We start from the raw sequence: 15,570 nt of genomic DNA on the forward strand, positions 1-15,570 counted from the left end.
TCCCCCGGTCGATCAGCGCCGGGTGAGAGGATGGTTCGGCCATGCCTTCCGACGCCGCATCCTCCCTCCCGCCCGTGCTCCGACCCGAGCGTCCGCCCCGCCGGAGCCTCAGCGAACTCGCGCGCCGCTTCGGCGTGCGCGTCGAGGGCGCCGACGACGGGGTGACGCTGTCCGGCATCACGCTCGCCACCGCCGACCTGCGCCCGGGCGAAGCCTTCGTGGCCCTCCGCGGGGTCAACCGGCACGGTGCGGACTTCGTCCCCCAGGCAGTGGCGGCGGGCGCTGTGGCGGTTATCACGGACGAGGACGGGGCGCGCATCGCCGCCGACGCGGGGGTGCCGATCATCGTGGTCGAGCACCCGCGAGCACTGCTGGGCGAGTTGTCGGCCTGGGTGTACGGCACCGGGCAGGACGACGATCTGCCGCTGATGCTGGGAACGACGGGCACGAACGGCAAGACGAGCGTGTCGCATCTGCTCGAGGGGATTCTCGGTCAGCTGGGCGTGGTCACGGGGCTGTCCTCCACCGCCGAGCGTCACATCGCCGGCGAGGTCATCGTTTCGCGCCTGACCACGCCCGAGGCATCCGAATTCCACGCGCTGCTGGCACTGATGCGCGAGCGCGGTGTCGAGGCGGTCGCGGTCGAGGTGAGCGCGCAGGCGCTGAGCCGCCACCGTGTGGACGGGCTGGTGTTCGATGTGGCGGCGTTCACGAACCTCTCCCACGACCACCTCGACGATTACGCCGACATGCGGGAGTACTTCGAGGCGAAGCTCCCCCTGTTCCAGCCCGACCGCGCACGCCGCGGCGTCGTCTCACTCGACTCCGCGCCCGGCGCCGAGGTCGTGGCGCGAGCAGCGATACCGGTCGTCACCGTCGCCACCCCGGTGATCGCCGACGACCCCGACGCGGCCTCGAGCGCGGACTGGATCGTCGAGATCCGCGAGGAGCGCCAGGACGGCACCGAGTTCACGCTCTCCGGCCCCGGCGACCGTCGCCTCACCACCGTCGTTCCCGTGATCGGCCGGCACATGGCCTCCAACGCCGGGCTTGCGATCGTCATGCTGCTGGAGGCGGGGTACGCGTGGGAGGCCCTCGTGGCCGCGCTCGACGGCGGGCGGATCGACGCCTACCTTCCCGGCCGCACGCAGCGGGTCTCGGGCGAGCGCGGGCCGGCGGTGTACGTCGACTTCGGCCACTCCCCCGACGCGTTCGAGAAGACCCTCGCTGCCGTGCGCCGGGTCACACCGGGGAGAGTCGTCATGCTCTTCGGCGCCGACGGCGACCGGGATGCCACGAAGCGCCACGACATGGGGCGGACGGCCGTCGAAGGCAGCGACATCCTCGTCATCACCGACCACCATCCGCGGTTCGAGGACCCGGATTCCATCCGCGCGACCCTCCGGGAGGGTGCCCGTCGCGCCCGCCCCGATGCCGAGATCCACGAGTTCTCGCCGCCCGAACGCGCGATCGTCGAGGCTGTGGCGCTGGTGGGCGAGGGCGATGCCATCCTCTGGGCAGGCCCGGGTCACCAGGACTACCGCGACATCCGCGGGCGGCGTACGCCGTACTCGGCTCGCGAGCTCGCCCGTCGCGCTCTGCGTTCGGCCGGCTGGCCCGTTCCCGAGCCCGCGTGGCCCGTGCCGTACCCCTCCGATTCGACGCCATCCTCCGACCCCGAGCGCCCCTACCCCGCGCCCTGACCAGCCCCGCCCGCGCCGTCCCGTCCCATCCCATCCCGCGAGAAACGACGATCCGGGCGAGACACGACGCCGCGCGTCGTTTTTCGTCCGGATCGTCGTTTCTCGGCGTCAGGAGGCGGCAGCGATCGCCCGGTCGGCGGCGGCCCGCGCCCACGACTCGGCGTCGGCGAGAGACTCGCGGGTGAGCTCCCCCGGCGCCTCGTGCGCCTCGACGACCTCCCGGACCGTGTCGAGGATGCCGAGGAACGGCAGCCGCCGCTCGTGGAACGCGTCAACGGCCTGTTCGTTCGCGGCGTTGAAGACCGCGGGGTAGGTGGCACCCAGCATCCCGACCTGCTTGGCGAGCGCCACGGCGGGGAACGCGTCCTCATCCAGCGGCTCGAAGGTCCACGACGACGCGACCGTCCAGTCCAGCGGCTGTCCCACGCCCGCCACCCGGTGCGGCCAGTCCAGTCCCAGCGAGATCGGCAAGCGCATGTCGGGGGGTGAGGCCTGCGCGATCGTCGAGCCATCGACGAATTCGACCATGGAGTGCACGATCGACTGCGGATGCACCACGACGTCGATCTGGTCGTACGGCACGTCGAAGAGCAGGTGCGCCTCGATCACCTCGAGGCCCTTGTTCACCAGCGTCGCCGAGTTGGTCGTGACCACCCGCCCCATGTCCCACGTGGGATGGGCGAGCGCCTCAGCCGGGGTGACGCCCGAGAGTTCCGCGCGCGTCCGTCCGCGGAAGGGTCCACCGGATGCCGTGAGCACGAGCCGACGCACCTCCCCGCGCTCCCCGGCCCGGAGTGCCTGCGCGATGGCGGAGTGCTCGGAGTCGACCGGGATGATCTGCCCCGGCGCGGCGAGCGCCGTGACGAGGTCGCCGCCGACGATGAGCGACTCCTTGTTGGCCAGCGCCAGCGTGCGGCCGGTCTCCAGCGCGGCGAGGGTCGGCCCCAGGCCGACCGAGCCCGTGATCGCGTTGAGCACCACGTCGGCATGGACGTCGCGGACCAGCTGTTCCGCTTCCGCCGCGCCGACGGCCGTGTGCTCGACTCCGAAGAGATCGGCTTGGGCACGCATCCCGTCGCGGTCGCGGCCGACGGCCAACCCGACGACCTGGAAGCGGTCGGGATGCGCCTGGACCACTTCGAGGGCCTGGGTTCCGATCGACCCGGTCGAGCCGAGGATGAGGACGCGCCGCATCCGGTCAGCCTACCGAGGCGGGCGGCGCGTCACTGGGCGGTGGCGGCGGCGGGATGCTGCGTCGCGAGGATGTCGACGACGAACACCAGGGTCTCGTTCTGCAGTTCGTGGCCCTCGGTGGCGCCGTAGGCTGCGGCGGGCGGGGCAACCACGAGCATCTGCGACCCGACGGTGTGACCCTCCAACGCCTGACGGAACGCTTCGATGACACCGGCCGTCGACGGGAAGGTCTCGGGCTCGCCGCGGGACCAGCTCGCATCGAACTCCTCGCTGTCCGACCACTTCACGCCGCGGTACTGCAGGATGACGCTGTCGCCGGGAAGCACCTCGATGCCGTCGCCGAGCTTGAGGGTCTCCACCCGCGCTTCCGTAGGTGCCTCAGTGTCGGGGATCGTGATCGTCGGCGCGCCGTCCTCGTCGAGCTCGACCGTGGGGAGCCCCTCGACCGGGGCCTGGTCCTCACCCGTCGCCTTCAAGGGCATGATGCCGGTGAGGTCGACGACGTAGGCCACCGGCGCGGAGGTGCCGTCGCTGGAGGGGAGAACGGTCGCCACGCGTGTGCCGACGGGGGCGCAGCCGAAGAACTTCCCGAGCACGCTGTCGGGCGAGATCTGCTGCGGCAGAAGCTCGCCCTCGGTGTAGCCGAGGGTGCCGAGCTGTCCGCCGGATTCGGGGTCGAAGGCCGTGAGGCCATAGGCGACGTAATCCCCTGCGGCGACGTCATCGCCGTCACCCTCGGACACGACGGTGCGCTCGAGCTCCGTGATCTCCAGCGGCAGGTCGAACGTCGCGGTTGCGGGGGTGCCCACTTCGCCCGATACGTCGATCGCGTCGGACGACGTACCGGAGGGCGCTGCCGCCGCGCACAGGTCACCGGGCGTGCCGGTCGGGCTTTCCTCAGGCGTGGATCCGCCCGAGCAGCCCGCGAGAACGACGGCCGCGGCAGCGACGAGGGACAGGGTGGCAAGCGGTCGGAAGCGCACGGGCGAACCTCTCGAGATTTGGGGGACCGTTCCATCCTGGCGTATCCCGCCTACGAGGCGCCTGGGAGCCGGGCATGCCGATCCAAGAATGCAATGCGGAGTAGCCTCGACGGGTGACATCCGAGCAGGCGGCCATCCCCGCCGAGAGCGCCGATCCCGAGCCGCTCGCAGGCACCGGAGCGGCCTACGCTTTCGGACGGATCGTGGTCGCTCCCCTGGCGCGCGCGGTGTACCGCCCGCACATCGAGGGTCGCGAGCTGGTGCCGCGGACGGGGCCGGTGATCTTCGCGAGCAACCATCTCTCGTTCATCGACTCGATCGCCATCCCCGTGGCCGCTCCTCGGCCGGTACGGTTCCTGGCGAAGTCGAGCTACTTCGACGGGTGGGCTTCGCGCCAATTCTTCTCGGCGCTAGGCGCGATCCCCGTCGAACGCGGCGCCGGTCAGGCTGCCCTCGACGCCCTCGACCAGCAGCGCCGCATCCTGGAGGACGGCGGTGCCGTCGCACTGTATCCGGAGGGCACCCGATCGCTCGACGGCCGCCTGTACAAGGGGCGGACCGGCGTCGCCTTCCTCGCTCTGCAGACGGGCGCCCCGGTCGTGCCGGTCGGACTCTCCGGCACGGACGTCGCGATGCCGGTGGGGGCGCGATTCCCGACTCTCCGGACGCGCATCACGGTGCGATTCGGAGCTCCCCTCGACCTGAGCGCGCATGGGCCGGCGGCGTCCGGTCGCGCCCGGCGAGCGGCGACCGACGAGATCATGGCAGCGATCCACGCCCTCTCGGGCCAGGAGCTGGCCGGGGTCTACAACGAAGTTCCCGCCGCCAGCCCGATCGAACGCATCCGGCAGGTGCTTCCGCACGAGCGGCGCTGAAGCCGCACCCGACCCGGCGCCCTTGACAGAGCAGGCGGTCGGGTGGAGATTCTCCCTGACCGCACCGTCGCGTCTGGGAGGGCCCATGAAGAAGTTCATCAACGCACCCGCCGATGTCCTCGTCCAATCCCTGCGCGGGCTGCAAGCCGCGCATCCAGAGCTGCGGGTGGACGCCGAGAACCGCGTCATCTACCGCGGCGACCCGCCCCGCGCCGGCAAAGTGGCCCTCGTCTCCGGAGGCGGGTCAGGGCACGAGCCGATGCATGGGGGGTTCGTCGGAACGGGGATGCTGGATGCCGCGGTCGCCGGCGAGGTCTTCACGTCGCCGACACCCGACCAGGTGCTGGAAGCCACCAAGAACGTCGATGCCGGCGCCGGCGTCCTGCTCATCGTGAAGAACTACACCGGCGACGTACTGAACTTCGAGATGGCCGCCGAGCTGGCCGCGGCCGAAGACATCCGCGTCGAGTCCGTGGTCGTCGCCGACGATGTCGCGGTGCAGAACTCCACCTGGACAGCAGGCCGCCGCGGCACCGGGACCACGGTCGTCCTGGAGAAGATCGTCGGCGCCGCCGCGGAGGAGGGGGCCGACCTCGACACCGTGGTCACCCTCGCCGAGAAGGTCAGCACGAACGGGCGGTCGATGGGTGTCGCCCTGACCAGCTGCACGGTCCCGGCCGCGGGGAAGCCCACCTTCGACCTCCCCGATGACCAGATGGAGGTGGGTGTGGGAATCCACGGCGAGCCCGGCCGCGAACGCGTGCCGCTGGCATCCGCCTCCGAGATCGCCCGGATGCTGGTCGATCCCATCCTGACCGACTTCGACGCCGCCGGCCCCGCGATCGTTCTGCTCTCCGGCCTCGGCGGCACGCCCCTGATCGAGCTGTACCTCATGTACGGCGAAGTCGCGGCGCTGCTGGCTGACGCAGGCGTCGAGGTGCAGCGCTCGCTCGTGGGCGACTACATCACGAGCCTCGACATGGCCGGGTGCTCGCTGACCGTCGTGAAAGCCGACGACGAGTTGGTCCGGTTGTGGGACGCGCCCGTGGTGACGCCCGGTCTTCGCTGGGGAGCGTGAGGCGCGGATGGCCGTCACCTCCGCAGACCTCACTTCCTGGATCACCCGCTTCGATACGCTCATCACCGAGCACGAGGCCGAACTGACCGCGCTGGACTCGGAGATCGGCGACGCCGATCACGGCTCGAACATGGCTCGCGGCCTTCACGCGGTCGTCGCCAGGCTCGACTCCGACCCGCCGACGACAGCCGCCGACCTGGGGAAGACCGTCGGTATGACGCTCGTGTCCACCGTGGGCGGGGCGAGCGGCCCGCTGTACGGCACGTTCTTCCTGCGCCTGGGCGCGGCAGCAGGTGCCGCCGACTCGCTCGACGCCGCAGCCCTGGGCGCTGCCCTCCGCGCCGGCATCGAGGGGGTCGTCGCGCGCGGCAAAGCCGAGCTCGGCGACAAGACCATGATCGATGCCCTCCTCCCTGCCGCGGACGCATGGGATGCGGCGGTCGCCACCGGTGCCGACGCCCTCGCGGCCGCAGACGCCGCTGTGGCGGCGGCGGAAAAGGGGCGTGACGACACCATCCCGCTCGTGGCACGGAAGGGTCGCGCGAGTTACCTCGGCGAGCGCAGCGCCGGACACATGGACCCCGGAGCGGCCTCCGCGACACTGCTCCTGGAGGCGCTCCGCGACGCGCTGGGACCGGCCGCGTGATCGGGATCGTCGTGGTCTCCCACAGCGCCCCCCTGGCAGCTGCGGCGGTCGATCTCGCGCTGCAGATGGGAGGGGGCGCTCCCCCGCGGATCGAGGTCGCCGCCGGCACTGCCGACGGCGGGTTCGGCACGGATGCGGTCGACATCGCCGCGGCGATCGACCGAGCCGCATCCGACGACGGAGTCCTGGTCGTCATGGACCTCGGCTCGGCGATCCTCAGCGCCGAAATGGCCCGGGATTTCGTGCAGAGCGACACACGCGTGATGCTGAGCCCGGCCCCCTTCGTCGAGGGGCTGGTCGCCGCGGTCGTATCGGCGGCCGCAGGGGCGTCGCTGGATGCGGTGGTCACCGAGATCGGCGGGGCCATGGCGGCCAAGCGCGCGCAACTGGGCGACGACGCGGATGCTGCGGTGAGCAAGACAGCGGTCGGGGATGATGCGCCGGCGACCACCACCGCGGGATCTGCGGGGGCCGCGGGCGGCGAGGCGTCCTTCGAGGCGGTCGTGCGCAATCCGTCGGGACTGCACGCCCGGCCTGCCGCGGCGTTCGTCCGCGCCGCCGGGCGCTTCGACGCGAAGGTGCAGGTCACCGACCTCGACACCGGCTCCGCCCCCGCTGCAGGCGACAGTCTCCTCGCCCTCATGTCCCTCGGCGTGCGGCCTGGGACCCGTATCCGCGTGACCGCATCCGGGCCGCAGGCTCAGGCGGCCACGGACGAATTGCGCGCGATGGTGGAGGACGGCTTCGGCGAACTGTGACCGTCGCTACCGCGCCGCTCCGCTCACCTCCAGCAGCTGCCTCGCGAGCGACTCCTCCACCACCAACTCGGTGATGATCTCCGCGGCGAGAGCTCCGCGCAGGCTGTCGAGCTTGGAAAGGCTCGACACGACGCAGAACCGCGTCGGGATGCGGCGGACGGCATCGAGGTCGGGGCCGCTCGACCTCTCATTGAGGTCGATGCCCTCCGACGTGCCGTCGACGCGGTAGAAAACCGTGGCGCAGTCCCCCACCACGCCGTTCCTCTCGATAGACCGGCGATCGGCCTCGTCGAAGTAATCGCCGGAGTACACGTGCGACGGGACGTCAGCGTGCGGTGAACCCAGACCGAACACGAACACGCTCGCCCGCTCCTGGATCTCCAGCACCGCTCGCACGGAGCGTTCGCGCCACATCGCGCTCTTGGTGAGCGGGTCATCGAACAGCGCCGGGACCGGGAATTGGTGCACCGACCCCGACCACGCGCTGCCGAACCTCGTGAGGATCTCCCCCGCGTACGGGATGCCGGACGTGCGCACGTTGGCTGCGCCGTTCATCTGCACGACGTGGGAGTCGTGCGTACGTTTGGCGGGAAGGTGCCGCGCGACAGCCGACAACGTCGAACCCCAGGCGATCCCCACCGTCATCGACGAGTCCACGCGCTCGGTGAGGATCCGCGCCGCCGACAGCGCGGTCCGCTCCAGGCGCTCGGCCTCGCTGATGCGATCCGGGGTGGGAACGACGTGCGCTGTGATGCCGAACCGCCGCGCGAGGCGGTTCTCCAGTTGGTCTCGCGCATCCTGGGGCGAGTGGATCGAGATGGTCACCAGGCCGCTCTCGCGCGCCGAGGAGAGCAGCCGCGAAACGGACGAGCGGGAGACGTGCATCTCCCGGGCAATGGCCTCCATCGTCAGGTCTTGCAGGTAGTACAACTGCGCCGCGCGCAGTGCATCCTGCACCCGTGAAGCTGCTCGGGCCATGAGTTCTCCTGTCGTCCGTAAGCCCACTCTGCACGTTTGTGCAGATAGCTTGCAACTCCGTTCACAGCCGCGACAGAGTGGGTGGACGCACCCCATGAAAGGTCGGATCCGTGACTCCGTCGACGCCGATTCTCCCCTCCCGCCGTGACGTCCAAGCGCTCCGCGAGCGCCGGGAGGTCGACATCCTGATCGTGGGTGGAGGAATCAACGGCATCGCCACGTTCCGCGACCTCGCCCTGCAGGGCGTGGACGTCGCGCTCGTCGAGCGCGGGGACTTCGTGTCGGGCGCGTCCTCGGCGTCGAGCCACATGGTCCACGGAGGCATCCGGTACCTCGAGAACGGCGAATTCCGGCTCGTCAAAGAGGCTGTCACCGAGCGGAACGCGCTGTTGCGCACCGCTCCGCACTACGTGCGGCCGCTGGAGACCACGATCCCGATCTTCAAGACGCTGTCCGGCATCCTCTCCGCGCCAATTCGTCTTCTCGTGACGCACGGTCGCGGCAAGCCGCGCGAGCGCGGGGCGCTTCTGATCAAGACCGGCCTGATGATCTACGACACCTTCTCGCGCGGCGGGGGGAGCGTACCGCGCCACCGCTTCCTCGGGCGGAAGAAGTCGCTCGCGGAGTTCCCCGACATGAACCCCGACGTCAAGTACACCGCGACCTACTACGACGCATCGATGTGGGACCCGGAGCGCCTTGCGCTGGACGTGCTGCACGACGGTCTCGAAGCAGGCGGCCCCCGCGCATCCGCGGTCAACTACGTCGGAGCCGTCGGGATGTCGGACGGCGCCGTGCAGCTCCGCGACGAGGTCTCCGGCGAGGAGTTCTCCCTCCGCGCCAAGGTGGTCGTGAACGCCAGCGGACCGTGGACCGACCTCACCAACGACACCATGGGCATGCCCACCCGCTTCATGGGTGGCACCAAGGGCTCGCACATCGTGCTCGACCACCCCGAGCTGCTCGCCGCGACCAAGGGTCGCGAGATCTTCTTCGAGCACTCCGACGGACGCATCGTGCTGATCTACCCGCTGAAGGGTCGCGTTCTCGTCGGAACCACCGACATCGACGCCGATCCGGCCCAGCCCGTCGTCACCACCGACGAGGAGATCGACTACTTCTTCGACCTCGTCAGTCAGGTGTTCCCCGACATCGTCGTCGACCGGTCGCAGATCGTCTACACCTTCTCCGGCATCCGCCCCCTCCCCCGTCACGACGACACCGCCCCCGGGTTCGTCTCGCGCGACTATCGCATCGTGGACGACACGAACCAGGGGACGCCCCTCCTGAGCCTCGTCGGAGGGAAGTGGACGACGTTCCGTGCCCTCGCCGAGCACCTCAGCACGCGCGCCATGGAGACTCTCGGCCGCCCGCATCGCGTGAGCACCGTCGGGCTCGCCATCGGTGGCGGCAAGGGGTACCCGCGCACCGACGCCGACCGCCGCCGCTGGGTCCACGATCACGCCGCCGGTCACTCGGAAGAGATCGCCGGCCGGATGCTGACCCGCTACGGCACCCGGGCGACCGAAGTGCTGGCCGCCATCCCCGTCGACGCGACTCCTCTCGAGCATGTCCCGGGGTACTACCGCGAAGAACTCGCCCACCTCGCCGCCACCGAGCGTGTGGTCCACCTCATCGACCTCCTGCTCCGGCGGACCTCGCTCGCCTTCGTCGGCGGCATGACCCCCCAGACCCTCCGCGAAGTCACCGATGCCGTCGCCGACGTGCTCGGGTGGGATGCGGAGAGGTGCGATCACGAGGTCGCGCGCACGGTGGAGATACTGCGCACCGCGCACCGCGTCGAGTTCGAGGAGGTCGACACCGCGCAGATGTGAGCTATGCGCCGGCCCCCCTGACGACCGGCCACCCGGACCGCTAGCCTCACGTCCAAGGCCCCGCGAGGGTGCATGGATAGGCAAGAGGGAACTTCACTGAAAGGTCACTGTCGACATGCAAGAAGAAGTCAATCTAGGTCTGTATTTCCTGTCCGAACTGATCGGCACCGCGATGCTTCTGCTTCTCGGCGCCGGGGTGGTGGCGAATGTCGTCCTCGCCCGGACGAAAGGCAACGGTGGCGGCTGGCTCCTGATCAACTGGGGCTGGGGGCTCGCGGTGTTCGCGGGTGTGCTCGTCTCGGCCTACTCGGGGGCGATGATCAATCCGGCCGTCTCCCTCGCTCTCCTGATCGCGGGCACGATCGATTTCGTCATGTTCCTCGTCGCCGTCGCCGCTCAGTTGATCGGCGCGTTCCTCGGCGCGGTGCTGGCATGGCTCGCCTACAAGACGCACTTCGACGAGGAGCCCGACCCGGCGCTCAAGCTCGCGGTCTTCTCTACGGGACCGGCGATGCGCTCCTACGGCTGGAACCTCGTCACGGAGATCATCGGCACCTTCGTCCTGATGTTCGTGATCTTCGCGTTCGCCGACTACGGAGACGTCGAGATCGGGACGCCCGGTGCCCTCGGCCCGTTGTCGGCCGTCCCCGTGGCGCTGCTCGTGGTCGCAATCGGAGCATCCCTCGGTGGCCCCACGGGGTACGCGATCAACCCCGCGCGTGACCTCGGCCCGCGCATCGCCCACGCCGTCCTGCCCATCAAGGGCAAGGGCTCCAGCGACTGGGCGTACTCCTGGGTTCCCATCGTCGGCCCCTTCATCGGTGCGGCACTCGCCGCCCTTCTGGCGCCGCTCCTCCTGAACCTCGGCTGATCCCGTGGACGCCGCCGCCCGGCGGCGTCCACTGCCCCTCCCCTCTCCACCCCTCATAGACAAGGAAGTCACACATGGCCGACTACGTTCTCGCCATCGACCAGGGCACGACCTCATCCCGCGCGATGATCTTCGACCGCAAGGGAACCGTCATCTCCGTCGGACAGAAGGAGCACGAGCAGATCTTCCCGAAGGCCGGCTGGGTCGAGCACGACCCTCTCGAAATCTGGCGCAACGTGCAGGAGGTGATCGGCCTGGCCCTCAGCCGCGCCGACGTCACCCGCCACGACATCGCCGCGATCGGCATCACCAACCAGCGCGAGACCGCGGTGGTCTGGGACAAGAACACCGGCAAGCCGGTATACAACGCCATCGTCTGGCAGGACACGCGCACGCAGCCGATCGTCGACCGCCTCGCCGTGGACGGCGGTGTCGAACGCTTCAAAGACATCGTGGGGCTGCCGCTGGCGACCTACTTCTCCGGTACCAAGATCGTATGGATCCTCGAGAACGTCGATGGGGCACGGGAGAAAGCCGAAGCCGGCGACCTCATCTTCGGGACCACCGACTCCTGGGTGCTCTGGAATCTCACGGGTGGCCCCGAGGACGGTGTGCACGCCACCGATGTCACCAACGCCAGCCGTACCCTCTTCATGGATCTCGAGACGCTCCAGTGGCGCGACGACATCCTCGAGGTCTTCGGCGTACCGCGCTCGATGATGCCGGAGATCCGCTCCTCCTCCGAGGTGTACGGCAAGGCCGAGTCTTCGTCGCTGCTGCGCGAGACACCGGTGGCCGGCATCCTCGGCGACCAGCAGGCGGCGACCTTCGGTCAAGCCGCGTACGACCCGGGCGAGAGCAAGAACACCTATGGGACGGGCAACTTCCTGATCTTCCAGACGGGCGAGGAGATCGTCCACTCGAAGAACGGCCTCCTCACCACCCTCGGATACAAGCTCGGCGACGGGCCGGCCCACTATGCACTGGAAGGGTCGATCGCCGTCACGGGTTCTCTCATCCAGTGGCTGCGCGACCAGCTCGGCATCATCAGCTCCGCGCCGGAAGTGGAAAAGCTCGCCGAAGCCGTGGACGACAACGGTGGGGTCTACTTCGTTCCCGCCTTCTCAGGCCTGTTCGCGCCGTATTGGCGGCCGGACGCGCGCGGCGCCATCGTGGGCATGACACGCTACGTCAACAAGAACCACATCGCCCGCGCCGCTCTCGAGGCCACCGCATTCCAGACCCGCGAGGTGCTGGATGCGGTCAACGCCGACTCCGGCGTCAACCTCGCCGAGCTCAAGGTCGACGGCGGGATGACGGCCAACGATGCGCTCATGCAGTTCCAGGCCGACATCCTGGGCGTGCCGGTGATCCGGCCGGTCGTCGCCGAAACCACCGCGCTCGGCGCTGCGTATGCGGCCGGCCTGGCCGTGGGTTTCTGGGACAACCTCGATGACCTGCGAGCCAACTGGCAAGAGGACAAGCGCTGGGAGCCGGACATGGATCCCGACGAGCGTGATCGCCAGCTGCGGCTATGGAAGAAGGCCGTGACCAAGTCGATGGACTGGGTCGACGACGACGTGCGCTGACCCTCCGCGCGTCCGCTGAGGCCGCGAGAATCCGCTCGCCCGTCGAGACTGGATTCTCGCGGCTTCGGCGTGCGGGAAGGGTCAGGCGACGAGGATCGTGGGCTCGTAGCGCACGGGGAAGTTCACCGAGTTGGCGATGAAACACCAGTCGTGGGCGTTCTCATGAGCGGTGGCCGCCGCGTCCACCATCGACGCCTCGGCGACCGTGACGCGAGGATGCAGCACGACCTCGCTGAACGCGCCCGTGTTGCCGTCCACCACCATCGTGCCGACAGCCTCGTCTTCGTAGCCCACCACCACGACGCCGGCCTGCACGCACGCGTAGAGGTACGACAGCAGGTGGCATTCGGCGAGCGCCGAGACGAGGAGGTCTTCGGGATTCCACCGGGCGGCGTCGCCGCGGAAGGGCACGTCGGCCGACATCAGCATGTCGGGTTTGCCCTCGACTCGGATCGTCACCGAGCGGTCGTAGTCGCGGTAACCGGTGGTTCCGGTCCCGCGGTCGCCCGTCCAGGTGGCATGGACCCGATAGGAGTGCGTTGCCGTCATCCGTCCAGTCTTCCATCCGAGCGTCGCCTCCCGGGCGGCGGGGTACACGACGATAGTGTGGGGGCGTGCCGTTGACATCCGCCGCATCCGTCGACCTGGCCATCGTCGAGCGAAACGGATTCGTCGAGTCCCGCCACTCCGGCATCGCGATCGTCCTGGCACCGGACGGCACGGTCGCCGAAAGGCTGGGAGACGTTTCGGCGACGATCCTGCCGCGCTCGAGCATGAAACCCTTGCAGGCTCTCGCATGCCTCACCGCGGGCGCTCCCCTCGAGGGGACGATGCTCGGGCTCGCCACAGCCAGCCACACCGGCACCGACCGGCACGTCTCGGTCGTCCGCGAGATCCTCGGTGCGGCGAGGCTCGGCGAAGACGCACTGGGGTGCCCGCCCGCCTGGCCGACGGACACCGCGGCCAGGGACGAAATGGTCCGCGATCACGCTGAGCCCGCGCGCATCCGGATGAACTGCTCAGGCAAGCACGCGGCCATGCTGCTCACGTGTGCGACCAACGGATGGGACACCGCCGGTTACCTCGACCCCGCCCACCCCATGCAGATCCACATTCGCGAACTGGTCGAGCGGCTCACCGGCGAGAAGCCGGCCGCGACGGCGATCGACGGATGCGGGGCGCCGGTGTACGCGATGACCCTGGCCGGATTCGCCCACGCCCTTCAGCGCGTGGGCACGTCGTCCGAACGCTCGCCCTTCGCGCTGCATCGCAACGCGGGTGCCCTCGTGGGTGCGGTCCGCGAGAACCCGTGGACGATCGACGGTCCGGGGCGACCCGACACGATCGTCACCGAGCGCCTGGGAGTGTTCGCCAAGGGCGGCGCCGAGGGCGTCATGGTCATGGTGGCGCCGGATGGCACGACCGTCGCCCTGAAGATCCTGGACGGCAGCGGACGGGCTGCCTCCGCCGTCGCTCTGCGACTGCTCGAACGCGCCGGGGCTCTCCCGGCTCCGGATGTCGCCGAGGCGATGTCGAGACTTCCGCTGTCGATCTCCGGCGGCGGGAAGGATGTCGGGGCGATCCGCCCCGCCTTCTAGGGCACGCCCACCCGGCGTGCGGAAAGGTCGGTTCCATGAGAATCAGCGTTCCCACCGAAGTGAAGGACCACGAGTATCGAGTGGCCCTTACCCCGTCCGGAGTGCACGACCTGGTCGCCGCCGGTCACGAGGTATTCGTGCAGCGGGGCGCGGGACTCGGGTCGTCGATGTCGGATGCCGACTACCAGGACGCCGGCGCCGTGCTTCTGGAGAGCGCCGCCGAGGTGTGGGCGCGCGCCGAGCTGCTGCTGAAGGTGAAGGAGCCGATTGCGAGCGAGTACGGGTACTTCCGCGACGACCTCGTGCTGTTCACCTACCTGCACCTTGCCGCCGACCGGGCCTTGACCGAACGTCTCCTGACCGACCGGGTCACGGCCATCGCCTACGAGACCGTCCAGCTCCCCGGGGGCGGGCTGCCCCTCCTCGCGCCCATGAGCGAGGTCGCCGGACGCCTCGCCCCCACCGTGGGCGCCCACACGCTGCTGCGTTCCCAGGGAGGGCTGGGGTTGCTGATGTCGGGTGTACCGGGCACGCGGCCGGCGCAGGTGACGGTGATCGGTGGCGGTGTCGCCGGCGCCAACGCCACCGTCATCGCGATGGGCCTCGGCGCGCAGGTCACCGTCTTCGACACCAATGTCCAGCGCTTGAGGTACCTCGACGATCATTTCCAGGGCCGCATCCGCACCGCCGCATCCCACCCCCTGGATCTCGAACGCGCCGTGATCGACTCCGACCTCGTGATCGGCTCGGTGCTCATTCCCGGGGCCCGGGCGCCCAAGCTCGTGTCGAACGAGACGGTCTCGCGGATGCGGCCGGGGAGCGTGCTGGTGGACATCGCGGTCGATCAGGGTGGATGCTTCGCCGACACCCGTCCGACCACCCACGCCGACCCCACCTTCACGGTGCACGGGTCGGTGTTCTACTGCGTCGCGAACATGCCCGGGGCTGTTCCGAACACCTCGACGTCGGCGCTGACCAACGTCACGCTCCCCTATGTGCGGCAGATCGCCGGGCGGGGATGGAAGGAAGCCCTCCGCTCCGACCCGTCTCTCGCGGGCGGCCTCAACACCGCCGGCGGCGCGCTGCTCAACGCCGGTGTCGCCACGGCGCACGGCCTGCCCGCAGCATCCCTCGCCGACGCCCTCGCCTGACCGGCGGGGGCGGCTTCGTGCCGAGCCCGCGGGGTCGCCGGCGGGCGGCGCGCGGCGCACGTGTCGGACCGCCCTCGCCCCGCGCGTGCGCCGCACGTGCGCGCCGCACCTTCGCACGCCCCCCGGGCGCAGCACCGGCGCGCGGCGCACCTTCCCACCTCCCCCCGGGCGCAGCACCGGCGCGCGGCGCACCTTCGTGTCGAGAGCAGGCGTTTTCGCGGACACAGGACGATCACCGTCATATCGGCCTGTCTCCGCCGTATCTCCTGATTCCGCAACGCGGGCCGTCCTCGTACCGAGGCGCCCTCGCC

The 15,570-nt window shown here is 69.9% G+C and carries 14 protein-coding genes; 10 read left to right on the forward strand and 4 right to left on the reverse strand.

Going from position 1 to position 15,570, the window contains the following annotated elements; all coding sequences use genetic code 11:
• Window positions 1–41: 41 nt before the first annotated feature.
• Window positions 42–1,703, forward strand: a complete 1,662-nt coding sequence (locus AC4FS1_RS06610; protein WP_491153527.1) for a Mur ligase family protein — start codon at window positions 42–44, stop codon at window positions 1,701–1,703.
• Window positions 1,704–1,811: 108 nt separating this feature from the next.
• Here the strand turns inward: AC4FS1_RS06610 and dxr are convergent, their stop codons facing one another.
• Both dxr and AC4FS1_RS06620 read right to left on the reverse strand, forming a co-directional pair.
• Complete coding sequence (gene dxr, locus AC4FS1_RS06615; RefSeq protein WP_491153529.1) at window positions 1,812–2,897, reverse strand: 1-deoxy-D-xylulose-5-phosphate reductoisomerase; 1,086 nt, start codon at window positions 2,895–2,897, stop codon at window positions 1,812–1,814.
• A gap of 29 nt (window positions 2,898–2,926) precedes the next feature.
• Window positions 2,927–3,880 (reverse strand): FKBP-type peptidyl-prolyl cis-trans isomerase, encoded by a 954-nt coding sequence (locus AC4FS1_RS06620; RefSeq protein WP_491153531.1) that lies wholly within the window; start codon window positions 3,878–3,880, stop codon window positions 2,927–2,929.
• Between the two features lie 113 nt (window positions 3,881–3,993).
• On the opposite strand from AC4FS1_RS06620, the gene AC4FS1_RS06625 reads away from it, so the two are divergent.
• The 4 genes from AC4FS1_RS06625 (at window position 3,994) to dhaM (ending at window position 7,237) form a co-directional block, all read left to right on the forward strand.
• Complete coding sequence (locus AC4FS1_RS06625) at window positions 3,994–4,755, forward strand: lysophospholipid acyltransferase family protein (RefSeq protein ID WP_491153533.1); 762 nt, start codon at window positions 3,994–3,996, stop codon at window positions 4,753–4,755.
• Between the two features lie 85 nt (window positions 4,756–4,840).
• Window positions 4,841–5,833 carry a dihydroxyacetone kinase subunit DhaK gene (dhaK, locus tag AC4FS1_RS06630; protein WP_491153534.1) on the forward strand — a complete coding sequence of 331 codons (993 nt, stop codon included), beginning with the start codon at window positions 4,841–4,843 and terminating at the stop codon, window positions 5,831–5,833.
• Between the two features lie 7 nt (window positions 5,834–5,840).
• Window positions 5,841–6,479 (forward strand): dihydroxyacetone kinase subunit DhaL, encoded by a 639-nt coding sequence (gene dhaL, locus AC4FS1_RS06635; RefSeq protein ID WP_491153536.1) that lies wholly within the window; start codon window positions 5,841–5,843, stop codon window positions 6,477–6,479.
• Window positions 6,476–7,237, forward strand: coding sequence for a dihydroxyacetone kinase phosphoryl donor subunit DhaM (dhaM, locus tag AC4FS1_RS06640; protein WP_491153538.1), 762 nt, complete (start codon window positions 6,476–6,478; stop codon window positions 7,235–7,237). Before dhaL ends, dhaM begins: the two co-directional genes overlap by 4 nt.
• A 6-nt stretch (window positions 7,238–7,243) precedes the next feature.
• Here dhaM and AC4FS1_RS06645 read toward each other — a convergent pair whose 3' ends face one another.
• Window positions 7,244–8,215: a sugar-binding transcriptional regulator gene (locus tag AC4FS1_RS06645; protein ID WP_491153540.1), complete on the reverse strand. Its 972-nt coding sequence runs from the start codon at window positions 8,213–8,215 to the stop codon at window positions 7,244–7,246.
• Between the two features lie 110 nt (window positions 8,216–8,325).
• Here AC4FS1_RS06645 and AC4FS1_RS06650 point away from each other — a divergent pair, with 110 nt between their 5' ends.
• The 3 genes from AC4FS1_RS06650 to glpK all read left to right on the forward strand — a co-directional run bounded on the left by AC4FS1_RS06650 (window position 8,326) and on the right by glpK (window position 12,510).
• A complete protein-coding gene (locus AC4FS1_RS06650) occupies window positions 8,326–10,050 on the forward strand; it encodes a glycerol-3-phosphate dehydrogenase/oxidase (protein WP_491153542.1) in 1,725 nt (574 codons plus the stop codon).
• A 115-nt stretch (window positions 10,051–10,165) separates the two neighbouring features.
• Window positions 10,166–10,921, forward strand: coding sequence for an MIP/aquaporin family protein (locus AC4FS1_RS06655; RefSeq protein WP_491153544.1), 756 nt, complete (start codon window positions 10,166–10,168; stop codon window positions 10,919–10,921).
• A 74-nt stretch (window positions 10,922–10,995) separates the two neighbouring features.
• Window positions 10,996–12,510, forward strand: coding sequence for a glycerol kinase GlpK (glpK, locus tag AC4FS1_RS06660; protein WP_491153546.1), 1,515 nt, complete (start codon window positions 10,996–10,998; stop codon window positions 12,508–12,510).
• A gap of 81 nt (window positions 12,511–12,591) precedes the next feature.
• Here glpK and AC4FS1_RS06665 read toward each other — a convergent pair whose 3' ends face one another.
• Window positions 12,592–13,059 (reverse strand): OsmC family protein, encoded by a 468-nt coding sequence (locus AC4FS1_RS06665; protein WP_491153548.1) that lies wholly within the window; start codon window positions 13,057–13,059, stop codon window positions 12,592–12,594.
• A gap of 65 nt (window positions 13,060–13,124) precedes the next feature.
• On the opposite strand from AC4FS1_RS06665, the gene AC4FS1_RS06670 reads away from it, so the two are divergent.
• The gene (locus AC4FS1_RS06670; protein ID WP_491153550.1) at window positions 13,125–14,108 is read left to right on the forward strand and encodes an asparaginase; all 984 of its coding nucleotides are present in this window, start codon (window positions 13,125–13,127) and stop codon (window positions 14,106–14,108) included.
• 35 nt (window positions 14,109–14,143) lie between these two features.
• Entirely contained in the window at window positions 14,144–15,259 is a 1,116-nt protein-coding gene (gene ald / locus AC4FS1_RS06675) for an alanine dehydrogenase (RefSeq protein WP_491153552.1), read from the forward strand.
• The last annotated feature ends 311 nt before the right edge of the window (window positions 15,260–15,570 follow it).

It is taken from the genome of Microbacterium sp. Z12_35 (genome assembly GCF_058310475.1).